Origin of the sequence: Neobacillus niacini (assembly GCF_030817595.1) — a bacterium.
In the GTDB taxonomy this organism is placed as follows: domain Bacteria; phylum Bacillota; class Bacilli; order Bacillales; family Cytobacillaceae; genus Neobacillus; species Neobacillus niacini_G.
Genome location: NZ_JAUSZN010000001.1, coordinates 3870001 through 3882687 on the forward strand (window position 1 = coordinate 3870001; position 12687 = coordinate 3882687).

A 12687-nucleotide genomic window follows, 5' to 3' on the forward strand; every position below is an offset into this window, starting at 1 on the left:
TAACCTTTCTTCTGCTGGGGTTTGTCCATCAAGATAGAAGTAAGGGATTCCTTGAAGCGCCATTTCCCTGCATATTAACTGGAGCATTTTCGTGAACTGCGAAAATATCAATACTCTTCTTCCAGCCTGTCTGGATTCCTCTAGAATCCTTAGCAGCTGTTCGAATTTAGCAGAACTCCCTTTATACCCATCAACAAATAAAGATGGATGGCAGCAAATTTGCCTGAGCCTTGTCAAACCGGCGAGGATTTTAATTTTATTTTTTCGAAGAGTGTCTTTATCCAAATGTTTTAGTGTGTCATGTCTTAGTTTCGCTAAATAAGCTCCATAGAGTTTCTTCTGTTCTGGCAGCAGCTCCACTAAGTCCACAGACTCTATTTTCTCAGGAAGTTCCGCTAGCACATCTTCCTTTAACCTTCTAAGTAAAAATGGACGGACTCTTCTCGCAATCTGCTTTCTCGTTAAGTGGCTAAAATCCCTCAGCCCTTGAAATAGTTCTGGGAACACAACATGAAAGATCGACCAAAGCTCCTCAGATGAATTTTCAACAGGTGTTCCAGTTAGAGCAAAACGGTGTTCAACCTTAATTCTCTTTACAGTTCTAGCTGTCTGCGTTATTGGGTTTTTAAACGCCTGCGCTTCATCAAAAAACACGGTATGAAAGGTTTGCTTCTCGTACCAGATTATATCCTTTCGCAACAAAGGATATGAAGTAATAACAATATCTGAATCAGAAAATTGTTTTTGCTTAGCTGCACGCTCTGATTTACTTCCATCAAAAATAATGGCCTGCACTCCTGGGGCAAATTTCTTGATTTCACTCAGCCAGTTATAGGTTAATGACGCTGGGCAGACAATCAGTATCGGCAGCTTGTTTTTACGAACACGAGGTAGTTCTGAGAGGATATAGGAAATACTTTGAAGTGTTTTCCCTAGCCCCATATCATCTGCAAGAATCCCTCCAAATCCATAACTAGCAAGAGTTTTTAACCATTTGTAGCCCTGTATTTGATAGTCCCGTAAAATTGGCGCAACCAGTTGTGGTACCTCAAACTTCATACTACTAGGATTTTGGATCGTATCCAAGAATTGACGGAACGAATCCTCAAGTGTAAATGTTGAGTTATCTTCAACAGTGTCAAGGAGCTTTAATCCCTGAACGATTGGTACATTCAACCCTGCTTCAAGATCCTCCGCCTGGACAGGTGCGGCTTGTAGAAAACGTTTTATTTCTTCAAATTCTCTTGTTTCTAAAGAAAGCAGCGCCCCATTCCGCAACCGATAGTATTTTCTTTTTTCCTCAAGTGCGGATAAAACCTCTTTTATCTGCCTCTCCGGGATTCCATCCATATCAAATTTAAATTCAAGCCAGTTTGTTCGCTCTTTTATTACCTTTACTCTAATCCTCGGAATCGTATTTTCTCTAAAAATCCGATTCCTAATGGCTGTTGTAGCATAAATCTGTGCCAATTTTTGCAGCTTAGGTACCACATGATATAAAAACTTATACTCCAACTCTTCGTTATGCAAATAGTAGCCACTGTCTGTGGTAGCAAATGAACTTTCTTCCATTAATTGAATGATTTGCTTTTCCTTTTCTAGGTCCCTAATTAGAATAAGGCTGTTCTGCAATTCCCGGTTTTCTAACGGGTTAATCACGATATCACCGTATTGAAACTCTAAGCCCGCTAACAGGCGATTTTTCAACCAATCCAAATAAAGCTTGGCCACTAAAGGCGTTTTCCTGTGGGTGCTCGTTAAATTATGAGGCAGTTCGACCTTACCAAGTCTTTTTAAACCCGGGACCACGTTTTCTATAAAATAGTCCAGTTGTTCTTGCGGAATATCAATTTGATTTGTTTTTGAAGCTTCCAGCATTTCTTTAAGGTTGGCCAATCGTTTGCTGTCCGTTTCTTCAAGCCTAATAAATTTACCTTTATATAGAACAAAGTGGTAAGAATCCAATACGGTTAGACGATTCAACCCTTTTATTCTAAGATGGCAGCCTCCATCCTCTATGGTTGTAAAACTAAATTGGAGAGGGAGCATTTTTTCCGTGAGATGAAGCCCTTCATAGGTTTCCCCATCATTTTCAACCTTCACTAGTGGAGTTTTTACAAGCAAAGGTAATAGTTGATTAAAGGATGATGGCGGTATGAGCAAAAGATTAGGGGAGAATGGTTCTTCTAAGCTGTCTGCCATTGCATTCACGTATGACTTTTCATCTTGAATCACGAAGAATAGCTGCTGCATCACATCATCTGTCTCTTTATTAAAACAATGAAGACTAGTATTAAAGATTAATGTATCGGAAAGCGCACTTGGATGGCCTTCTTTTACCTGAGAGAGAAACTGGCGAATATCTGCCACTTTTTTGTGCTCAATCTCGAGTTCTATACCTAACAGCTTCCTCCCCTTCCCAATATCGACAGGTTTACATAGAAAATTCGCCCGCAGAACCTGTCTATTCTCAAAATGAAGCTGATGTCTACTTGGCCTTTTGGGTTGATTTGTAAAAAGAGTGAGCAATTCTTTTGTCAGCGCCTGACTCGTTGACGGATCAACCTGTTTATTACTTCGCACTGCAGGAACTGTACCTAGCTGTTGATGGTGATTAATGGCGAGTAATACGGCCGCAATATGCTGGCAATCGTTTTTTACAGATAGGAGAGTTGGACAACTGCATGTCGTACTTAGTTCACCGCTCTCATCTCGTTTTATAGTGACATAGAAATCTTCAGTACCTTTAACAGTCGCTTCACAACGATTATTGCTAATAAAATCAAACGAAACTTTTCCCGCTCTATAAAAAGAATCCCCTCGTTTAAAGGAGACAGTTCCGCACATTTCTTTTATCTGTTTCTGACTTAAACTAATATTCAAATGTCCCGCTCCTCTCCAAGGTATCATTTGTATTTACAAAGGTCACAGGCAGCCCTTAAATTAAATTCACACTGTCCATTCCACACGGACAGTGTCCACGGGTGGTGCCTGTCACCATAACTTTCACCATAACTTTAACTGTTTCACACACTGTTTACCATTATAACAAATCTTTTTGAATTGACGATACATGGCACCTGGTTTATCGTTGTGTATGGATAGGGGGTGAGTATAGATGGCGAGGTTATATGGGGCTTTATTTACCCTCAGTTTAATTTGGGGAACGTCCTTTTTATTTATTAAGCTTTTAGTTGAACCACTGGGAGCCTGGGGAGTCGTTTTTGGGCGATGTTTATTTGGGACTTTTATTCTTTTATTGATTATTGCATTTCGAAAGGATTGGAAAGGACTAAAAGGGTTACCGTTCGGAATAATTGTTCTTGTTTCATTATTAAACAATGCATTGCCATGGTATTTAATAGCGCTGAGTGAGACGAAAATCACTAGCAGCTATGCTTCATTAATTAATGCTACCACACCGATTTGGACATTGATCATCGGTTTTCTTTTCTTTCAAAATAAATTACGGTTGTTGCAGTGGTTAGGGATTGCGCTGGGATTTTTCGGTATTATCATACTATCTGGGGTTGATATAACAAGCATTAAGGGTCAGTCCATTGTTGGTTTATTCACGATGGTTGGCGCTACTTTATGTTACGGTTATTCAACACATCTTACTAAGAAATACTTATCAACAGCTAGTGTTACAATGATATCCTTTAGTACATTATTGGTTTCTGCTCTAATTAGTTTCATTGTGGTACTCCTCACAGATCGAACCATTTTTAAAATGATTCTCGAGCCTTCTATATTCGGGTCATTAATTGGTCTAGGTGTTTTCGGATCTGGCTTCGCATATCTTTTATATTATTATTGTATTCAAAAAGGAAGCCCAGAATTTGCGTCCTTGGTGACATACCTCGTTCCAATATCCGCCATGGTCTGGGGTGCTGTTATTCTTAAAGAAGAAATTCACTTTTCGATGATCACTGGTTTTATTTTAATTTTAGCTGGTGTGTATGTATCTTCTAAAAAGCCAAAAGAAAATAAGATTCAAATAAGTAAAACTGCATAGTGGCAGTAAGATATTTTATAAGGCAAAAAGCCTAATTCCAAAAAAGGGATTAGGCTTTTTACGTTCATTCCACATATTTCAATCTTATTTGATTTCCCGATGGGTCACTTGTAACATAATAGTCCGCTTCTTTTTCGACACTCGCACCAAGTTGTTTCAGGCGTTCCATTGCTGAATCTCTCGCCGCTTCACTCGGAAATACAAGCGTATACCAATTTAGTCCCACACTATTTTTGGGTGGAGTCTGCGCCCCTACTCCCTGCCAAGTATTAATGGCAATATGATGGTGGTAACCTCCTGTTGATAAAAACACTGCCTGTGGATAATGGCTGACAATAGTAAATCCTAGGCCTTTTGTATAAAACTCTTCTGCCTTCTGCAAATTTCCCACATGAAGGTGAATATGGCCCATAATCGTTCCAGGCGGCAGCCCTGTCCATTCCGCGTCGCTTTCAGCTAAGATACTATTCCCATCTAGTTCAACCGTAGCCATGTCCACCAATCCATTTTCCCACTTCCACTCGTTTGAAGGGCGATCTCGGTATACTTCTATCCCGTTACCATCTGGATCCGTAATATATAGTGCTTCGCTAACATAATGATCCGCAGCACCCAACGGATATCCTGTACCAAGAAAATGACGTAAAAAAACGGATAAATCCGCACGACTTGGAAGGAGAATAGCAAAGTGATAAAGTCCTGACATTCGTTCTTCCTTTGGTATCACATTTTCAGGCTGTTCTAACGTTACTAAAGGTGTTTTCCCATCAGTAGTTAAAACGGCTTTCCGGTTAGTTTTCTCTAGTACCTTGAAACCAATAATATTTTGATAAAAAGTTAGTGCATAGTCTAAATCTTTCACTTTAATATTGACTTCGCTGGCATAGATATTTGGACTCTGATGAAAACCCTCCATTGTCTTATCCCCTCCATCACACTGTATTTATATTATTTATTAACTCAAAAAAGAAATTCATAATTAACACTTATATTAAAGATGTTTAATTACATTTTGCAAAATAAACGCACCTTTAAAAAAATCACAATTTATTTTTCGTCTAAAATTTGGTTTTTCTGACAGTCTTATCACCAATTTACAAATTATTAAAATAATTTAAGTTTTCTTAACAATTCTTTACAATCCCTTAATTAACATTAGGTTTTGGACTCCCTATAATCATAGGAGAAAGATACTAAATCAGCTAAAAGGGAGAATGCTTATATGGATCGCCGTTTATTTTTAACCTATGTTGGAAGTGGTACTGCCGCACTTGTTGCAGCTTCATCAGGAATTGGGAATTTAACTGGGAATGCGATGACTGGAAACCACTTAATGAATGGACAGCCTTCAGGAAAGGGTAAATCAGTTACTGCACCGTTCAAACCTGTTAGCCGTACATGGGAAAACGATATGGTACTTCCTAACGGATACAACTATTCCATTATTGCTTCTTATGGAGATAAGATTAATTCTAAGGGTGAAATATTTGGAGATGCAGCTGACCTAACTGTTTATTTTCCAATGGATAGCTTAAAGGGTGGAAACAATTCCGAAGAAGGATTGATCTGGGTAAATCACGAGTTCCCTGAACCAGGAAACTATATGAAGATGTTAGGAATCAATGAAGCTACTTTTAAAAAGGAGAATCTAGCAAACTATCCTGAACTTCTCAAAATGGAAAAAGAAGCAGTCGGTGGTTCTGTTATCCATGTTAAAAAAGAAAAAGATGGATGGAAGCTTATTTTAGACGATACATATAATCGACGTGTTGATGGGAATACTCCAATTGAATTAACTGGTCCCGCACGTGGAAGTTCGTATGTAGGTGGAGCAACTACTGTCGTTGGCTCATTAGGTAACTGCAGCGGTGGACGTACTTTATGGAATACCGTCCTCTCCTGTGAAGAAAACACAGAATATGGTGATGATTATGGCTGGCCAAATTTTAATGACAATCACTACGGCTGGGTTGTTGAGGTAGATCCATTTGATTCAAAGAGACCTGTACGCAAGCATACTGCCCTTGGTCGTTTTGCCCATGAAAATACTGCAATGGGCTTAACGAATGACGGCAGAGTTGTCGTTTACATGGGTGATGATAAGGGTGACGCGTGTTTCTACAAATTTATTAGCAGCAAGAAATTTAACCCTGTAAATCGTGAAGCGAACTTTGATATTTTAGAAAGCGGAACCTTATATGTGGCAAGTATGAGCCAGCAAAAATGGATTGCCCTTGATCGTGCTACAAATTCTAAGCTGCAAACTCCAGAATTTGCTGATCAAGCTGCTGTCTTAACCAATGCTCGTGCAGCGGGTCTTGCTGTTGGCGGAACAAAATTAGACCGTCCAGAAGATGTAGAAATTCACCCACATGATGGATCCGTCTTCTTATCACTAACGAACAACACAGGTCACGGAAACTTCCATGGACAAATTGTACGTTTTGTTCCTGCAAACGGTGATCATGCTAGTGAATCGTTCACGTTTGAAGTGTTTGTGGCAGGCGGACAACAAAGCGGGATTACTTGCCCAGATAACTTGCATTTTGATAGCAAAGGCAATCTTTGGGTAGTCGAGGATTACGCTGCTACCGAAACAAATCAATACGCCGCTTATAAAAATTGTGGAGTATTCATGGTACCAACTGACGGAAAAGAATACGGGGAACCTTTCCAATTTGCTTCAGGTCCAAAAGGCTGTGAAGTAACAGGACCATGGTTAACTCCAGACGAAAAAACATTGTTCCTAGATGTACAGCATCCAGAAACATGGAACCCATACCCAGGTCAAACTTTCGGACGATCTTGTTTAGTTGCGGTACAAGGTGGAAGCTTTAAATAATCAAGTGGAAGGGGCACTTCTCACCATGTTTGTTTGTTCAAACCACGTCAAGGATGCCTTGAAGTTTATGTATGTTCCTCATATAAAGCTAATTTCGGAGGAAGAAAGTTTTCGTTGTCATCTTTGTAAAAACAAAGCTAAGTATAAACTATTCCAATATTGTTATCAGCGTCATCAATCGAAAAAAGCTATCTAAAGGAGGATACAATAATTATGCTTCAGAACATAGGCATTCCTGGTTTAATTCTTGTTTTAGTTATTGCATTAATCATTTTCGGACCTTCAAAATTACCCGAATTAGGTCGTGCTGTTGGATCCACCCTAAAGGAATTTAAAAAATCTACACGTGAATTGGTTTCCGATGAGGACCCTAGTAAGGTACAGCCTAAAAAAGAGGAAAAGACGATTTAACACTTATCTCGGGAAGATGCAGGCAGAATATGGTGCTTGCGTCTTCTTTTTCTAAGGAGGATTTTCAATGTCTAAACATGATATGGCTTTGATTGGACATTTTGAAGAATTACGTAAACGACTGATTATCATACTCGGTGCCTTTATGGCTTTGTTTATTTTAGCCTTTGTCTATGTTGAAGATATTTATCAATGGCTGGTTCAGGACTTAGAGGTACAACTAGCTATCTTAGGACCAAGCGATATTTTATGGGTATATTTGATGCTATCCTGTGTGGTGGCAATTTCAGGGAGTATTCCTATAGCAGCCTATCAAATTTGGCTGTTTGTTCGTCCAGCCTTGAAAGATTCCGAGCGAAAAGTAACATTAGCTTATATTCCATCTTTATTCCTTTTATTTATTGTTGGAATTAGTTTCGGATACTTTATCATTTTCCCGATTGTTTTTCAGTTCCTTCTCTCCATGTCGGAGGGTATGTTTATGACATTTTTCACCACAGAAAAGTATTTTACGTTTTTACTGCATATGACCCTGCCTTTTGGATTTTTATTCGAACTTCCGGTAGTGATCATGTTCCTGACAAGTCTTGGAGTATTAAATCCATACCGATTACAAAAAATTCGCAAGTACTCCTACTTTGTTCTCATCGTAACCGCTGTTTTAATTACTCCACCGGATTTCCTATCTGATATTTTGGTAGTTATCCCACTAATCTTTTTATATGAGTGCAGTGTTTTATTATCAAAAGTAGTCTTTAAGCGAAAACAAAAATTAAACTTGGCTGCATAAAATTGGCTGTTGATTTACTGTGATTGAAAAATAAACGGAAAAATTCCGGCTATATTGGGAAATACCCATATTTCCTTAAAAATAAGCGGAGTTTTTCCGTTTATATGATCGAAATCTTTGGATTTTATCTTATTTAGAGCAGTTAACCGGAATCCCTCCGCTTATATCCGCTTCTTAGGCTTCCTCTATATACATTAACCGGATATTCTCCGCTTATGAATTCTCATACCTACACGAAAATCAACAAAGAATCATAACAGAGCTAAATATAAAAAAGACTTTGGGCACAGTGCCCAAAGTCTTTTTCATTCTTAGATATGCGGCCAGCCTTCTTGATCCCAATGCAACGGTTTAATCCGCAGCGTTGGTTTTCCCTTTTTCAAAGCGTCATAAGCGTGGTTGACAAGAAGGGAGGAGTCACCTGAAAAATAAACTGCACAATGTCCAGGACCAATCCATCTATCATCTCCTGCGTCGATCAGTGTTCCTCCTCCCTCCATCATCGACACCCCATCTCGGTCAAAATAAGGTCCTGTAATATTCTTTGATCGGCCAACGACAATTTTGTAGGTACTTTCAATTCCGCGGCAGCAAAAATCAAAAGATACAAACTGATAATAATAGCCGTTACGGTAGACAATGAAAGGCGCTTCAATTGTATTTGGCTGGTCCGTTCTGCTTGAAATAGACAAAAGCTCCGCACCTTCTGCTGGCTTCATCGTTACAGGGTCCAATTGAATAAGCTTGATTCCGGACCAGAATGATCCAAAATTCAACCATGGCACACCTTCTTGGTCGAAAATCAAATTAGCATCAATAGCATTGTAGTTGTCTGACTCACTGGAATGAATAACATATCCCTTGTCCACCCATGTGTAATCAGGATTTTCAGGGTTGAGCGTGGTATTGGTTACTAATCCGATGGCGGAAGTATTTTTACCAAAAGTGGACACAGAATAGTAGATATAATAGGTTCCATCATGGAAATATATATCTGGTGCCCAAATACTTTCCTCCTCTTTCTCAGGTACATACTGTTTAGACCACTCGGGCAATGACGGAAATATTTGTTCTGCCTGCTTCCAGTTAACCCCGTCTTCAGACGTTTTTATTTGAATGCCATTTCCAGTATGAAAAACATACCAGCTAGAACCTTCCTTCGCTATAACCGGATCATGGGCCCATAAATCGCCTTTCAGTTCCCATTTTATGTCGTAAAAATTTACATTATCAAAGCCTTTTGAGTTATTCATATTCTAATCCTCCAAGTGTTTGTATTCTCGACCTTTACACCTCTGGCTTATAAGTGATAAATAAAACGTTCTCCAGGTGCCATCATATGAAACTTTTGATTTGGATAATGAGTAAACAAGTAATCTACAAAATAAGCAGGATTCTCGCGATTATTCGGAAACATATCATAATGAATCGGAATAATCAGATCAGCGCCTACACGAACTGAAAAGTCCACTGCTTCGCGATAGCTCATGTTTCCAACGATTTCTCGTGAAGAACGGAAAAAGTCGCCGCCATTAATCGGTAGGAATACAACATGGGGTTTAAACTCTTTTACCTTCTCAATCAATTCCGGGGTGACAATCGTATCACCGCTATGGAACAGGTGAACGCCATTTACTTCTATGAGATAACCTAAATATAGATGATCACCATTTACATCGACTTGATAACTTGTATGTGCTGCTGGAACAGGTGTAATCTGATATCCCTTTATACGAAAAGATTCATTGTGTTTTGCAGCTGCCAGGTTCTTGCTGCCTGTTTCCGTTTCGACCATTGATACGAGTGGAGCGGGAACTACAAAAGTCGGATTCTCCCCATTTTGCCCGACTTCCCTTAACGTGGCAAAATCCAGATGATCATCATGTTCATGAGTGATTAAAATAGCATCTGCGTTTTCCAACATGGCTGGAGAAAGAACAGGTGGAAATGCCCGTTTAAATTCTGTTTCAGGATTTGTCTGTTCAATACTGTTTGAAAGATAAGGATCAATACAGATGAATCCATCTTCCTCTCTGCCTTTAATCAAAATCCCAGCCTGTCCTAAATTCCAAAACGAAACAGCACCATCATGAATTCGCGTTTCCTTAATCTCGGTTACCAAAGAATCCCCATGTTTATAGACCTTCATAAAAAAATCACCCGCTTTTCATAGAATGGCTATCTCAATGGTGCAAAGTCTTTTACTTCTTCAAGGATTGAATCGATCGCTTGTAAAACATGTTGATCCAATTTGATATCCACGGCCTTTACATTTTCTTCAATTTGCTCTATCCGGCTGGCTCCAATAATCGCAGAGCTGATAGTTGGGTGACGGAGAATCCATGCCAGTGCTAACTGACTTAACGTAACCCCTAGTTCTGATGCTAAACCGTTTAATTTCTGTACCACTGTCAGGACATCGTCCCGGAAATAACTATTGATGACAAAGTTTGTTGCATCGTTCGCAGCCCTGCTATTGGCTGGTTTTTCTGCATGAGGTTTATACTTACCTGTTAAGACTCCCTGAGCTAATGGGGAGAAAACAATTTGTCCAATCCCTTTTTCGATCGATACGGGAAGGACTTCATCCTCAATATATCTTTCAAACATATTATAAATAGGCTGATTAGAAATAATCGGTCTTAATCGATAATCTTTGCCTATCCCAACTGCTTTTTCAATTTGGGCTGCGCTCCATTCACTCACACCCGCATAAAGGATCTTCCCTTGCCTGATCAAATCATCAAGAGCAAAAAAAGTCTCCTCCATTGGTACCTCTGGGTCATAGCGGTGACATTGGTAGAGGTCAATATAATCCAAGCCTAACCGTTTTAAACTAGCATCACATTGTTCGACAATATGTTTTCTTGAAAGCCCTCGCTCATTCGGCCCTGTACCCATCGGGAAAAATAGCTTCGTTGCTACAACATATGAACTTCTAGGATATTCTTTTAACACCTCACCCAAGACCTCTTCTGCCTTTCCACCTTCATAGGCGTTGGCTGTATCGAAGAAGTTAATACCCAGTTCATATGCTTTATGAATACAATCATGTGCAGTCTGATTATTTACTGATTTTCCATAGGTCAGCCAGCTGCCTAACCCGATTTCACTTACTTTTAATCCACTGTTTCCAAGTCTGCGGTATTTCATTTTGACGTCCTCCTCCTTAGCCTTTAACTAGCAACAACTTCTTTTTTATCAACAAGGACTTTCTTTTCCCACACTCTGCTTTTCCATCTAAAATACATAACGATGCCTCTGAACCATTCATCCGCAATAAAAGCAATCCATACCCCGGCTAAACCAAGACCAAACTGTATTCCTAGTAAGTATGATACTGGAACGGCAATTCCCCACATCGAAAGAACGCCCATTTTCACCGTAAAAACAGCATCTCCGGTTGCACGAAGTGAGTTTACCACGATGAGGTTCAATGTCCTTCCAGGCTCAAGAATTAAACATAATAATAAAAGTGTACTTCCGACTTTAATAATTTCAGGATCATCTGTGAAAAGACCCATAATTACTTCTCTAAAAATAGCAATAAGTATTGCTATAACAATAGTAATAATAAAACTAACTTTAAGGCTCTTTAGTAATTGTTTATAGGCCCCTGCAAAATCGCCAGCTCCTACACGATAACCGATTAAAATTTGTGTTCCCTGGCCAACGGCTAATGCAAATAACATAATAAAGGACATAATATTCCATGTATAAACACGGGTAGACAAAGCTGCTGCTCCAAGAAGAGCTGTAATCGCAGTCATCGCCATCTGGCTCGTGTTGTAACTAAGTTGTTCACCAGCAGAAGGAATGCCTATTTTTAGTATTTTCTTAATATGCGTTAGTTGGAAATCGATATAATCATTCCATTCAATTCTGATTGGGAGTCTCTTATACATGAACCAAAAGGCAATAACTAGTGCTGCTGCTCTGCTGAAAGCAGTCGATAAGGCAACCCCTTTAACGCCCATTTCCGGAAATCCAAACCATCCATAAATCACTATGGCGTTTCCAGCCAAATGGATGAGGTTCATCATCACAGAAACAAACATAGCTTCCCTCGTGAAGCCATTTGACCTCAGAATAGCAGAAATAGTCACAAGCATAGCCTGAAGAAATAAGGTGCCGCCGACAATTGATAAATAATCATATCCGATAATGGCTATATCCTCATCAAGGTGGAAAATATTTAATAACGGACCTTTAAAAATCACAAACAATACACTTACAATTAAGCCAATACCTAGATTGATAGATAAGGATATTGCCGAGGCTTGTTTGGCGTCTTTTTTCAAACCTGCACCTAAATATTGCGAGATTAAAACAGCTGTTCCGGTTGCTGTAAAGCTAAAAAGAAGAATCGCAAAAAAGACTAGTTGATTGGCTACACCGATTGCAGCGACAACATCATCCGAAATGTGGGATAGCATGATAATATCTGTACTTCCCATAATCATTTGCAGAAACAATTCGATAAAAATCGGCCACGTTATGGCACGCAGGGTCATACGTCTTTGCTGTGAATCTTGTAAACTTTCCATCTGTCTGCCCGCCTTTTGTTTACAGAAAAGGGTTCATATCAAGAAACTGATATGAACCTTATCGTTCGTCAATTATTTC

At 39.3% G+C, this 12687-nt stretch carries 10 protein-coding genes (1 of these 10 only partly in view); 4 read left to right on the forward strand and 6 right to left on the reverse strand.

Annotated elements, in window-relative coordinates:
* A protein-coding gene (locus QFZ31_RS18420) for a DEAD/DEAH box helicase (protein WP_307305488.1) crosses the window boundary here: on the reverse strand, positions 1-2883 show its 5' portion. The gene continues 339 nt to the left of window position 1, outside the view; 2883 of the gene's 3222 nt are visible here — the first part of the coding sequence; it begins with the start codon at positions 2881-2883; its stop codon lies off the left edge, out of view.
* Between the two features lie 235 nt (positions 2884-3118).
* On the opposite strand from QFZ31_RS18420, the gene QFZ31_RS18425 reads away from it, so the two are divergent.
* Positions 3119-4018 carry a DMT family transporter gene (locus QFZ31_RS18425; protein ID WP_307305490.1) on the forward strand — a complete coding sequence of 300 codons (900 nt, stop codon included), beginning with the start codon at positions 3119-3121 and terminating at the stop codon, positions 4016-4018.
* Between the two features lie 64 nt (positions 4019-4082).
* On the opposite strand, the gene QFZ31_RS18430 is transcribed toward QFZ31_RS18425, so the two are convergent.
* A complete protein-coding gene (locus QFZ31_RS18430) occupies positions 4083-4934 on the reverse strand; it encodes a VOC family protein (RefSeq protein ID WP_307305492.1) in 852 nt (283 codons plus the stop codon).
* Between the two features lie 306 nt (positions 4935-5240).
* Between QFZ31_RS18430 and QFZ31_RS18435 the strand changes: the two genes are divergently transcribed.
* From QFZ31_RS18435 to tatC, 3 genes are all read left to right on the forward strand, one after another.
* Positions 5241-6860 (forward strand): PhoX family protein, encoded by a 1620-nt coding sequence (locus QFZ31_RS18435; RefSeq protein WP_307305495.1) that lies wholly within the window; start codon positions 5241-5243, stop codon positions 6858-6860.
* 213 nt (positions 6861-7073) lie between these two features.
* A complete protein-coding gene (locus tag QFZ31_RS18440) occupies positions 7074-7271 on the forward strand; it encodes a twin-arginine translocase TatA/TatE family subunit (protein WP_179603340.1) in 198 nt (65 codons plus the stop codon).
* 67 nt (positions 7272-7338) lie between these two features.
* The gene (gene tatC / locus QFZ31_RS18445; RefSeq protein ID WP_307305500.1) at positions 7339-8061 is read left to right on the forward strand and encodes a twin-arginine translocase subunit TatC; all 723 of its coding nucleotides are present in this window, start codon (positions 7339-7341) and stop codon (positions 8059-8061) included.
* A 311-nt stretch (positions 8062-8372) separates the two neighbouring features.
* On the opposite strand, the gene QFZ31_RS18450 is transcribed toward tatC, so the two are convergent.
* Genes QFZ31_RS18450 through QFZ31_RS18465 form a run of 4 tightly spaced genes read right to left on the reverse strand, consistent with a single transcriptional unit; the run spans position 8373 to position 12608 of the window.
* Positions 8373-9314, reverse strand: a complete 942-nt coding sequence (locus QFZ31_RS18450) for a family 43 glycosylhydrolase (protein ID WP_307305503.1) — start codon at positions 9312-9314, stop codon at positions 8373-8375.
* Positions 9315-9361: 47 nt separating this feature from the next.
* A complete protein-coding gene (locus QFZ31_RS18455) occupies positions 9362-10210 on the reverse strand; it encodes an MBL fold metallo-hydrolase (protein ID WP_307305506.1) in 849 nt (282 codons plus the stop codon).
* A gap of 29 nt (positions 10211-10239) precedes the next feature.
* Entirely contained in the window at positions 10240-11214 is a 975-nt protein-coding gene (locus tag QFZ31_RS18460) for an aldo/keto reductase family protein (protein ID WP_307305508.1), read from the reverse strand.
* Between the two features lie 23 nt (positions 11215-11237).
* The gene (locus tag QFZ31_RS18465) at positions 11238-12608 is read right to left on the reverse strand and encodes an MATE family efflux transporter (RefSeq protein ID WP_307305511.1); all 1371 of its coding nucleotides are present in this window, start codon (positions 12606-12608) and stop codon (positions 11238-11240) included.
* Positions 12609-12687: the final 79 nt, after the last annotated feature.

What these genes read in the sequence shown, in the direction of transcription:
- QFZ31_RS18425 (WP_307305490.1), top strand. Translation starts at nt 3,119, where the DNA reads ATGGCGAGGTTATATGGGGCTTTATTTACCCTCAGTTTAATTTGGGGA.
- QFZ31_RS18430 (WP_307305492.1), bottom strand. Translation starts at nt 4,934, where the DNA reads ATGGAGGGTTTTCATCAGAGTCCAAATATCTATGCCAGCGAAGTCAAT.
- QFZ31_RS18435 (WP_307305495.1), top strand. Translation starts at nt 5,241, where the DNA reads ATGGATCGCCGTTTATTTTTAACCTATGTTGGAAGTGGTACTGCCGCA.
- QFZ31_RS18440 (WP_179603340.1), top strand. Translation starts at nt 7,074, where the DNA reads ATGCTTCAGAACATAGGCATTCCTGGTTTAATTCTTGTTTTAGTTATT.
- tatC (WP_307305500.1), top strand. Translation starts at nt 7,339, where the DNA reads ATGTCTAAACATGATATGGCTTTGATTGGACATTTTGAAGAATTACGT.
- QFZ31_RS18450 (WP_307305503.1), bottom strand. Translation starts at nt 9,314, where the DNA reads ATGAATAACTCAAAAGGCTTTGATAATGTAAATTTTTACGACATAAAA.
- QFZ31_RS18455 (WP_307305506.1), bottom strand. Translation starts at nt 10,210, where the DNA reads ATGAAGGTCTATAAACATGGGGATTCTTTGGTAACCGAGATTAAGGAA.
- QFZ31_RS18460 (WP_307305508.1), bottom strand. Translation starts at nt 11,214, where the DNA reads ATGAAATACCGCAGACTTGGAAACAGTGGATTAAAAGTAAGTGAAATC.
- QFZ31_RS18465 (WP_307305511.1), bottom strand. Translation starts at nt 12,608, where the DNA reads ATGGAAAGTTTACAAGATTCACAGCAAAGACGTATGACCCTGCGTGCC.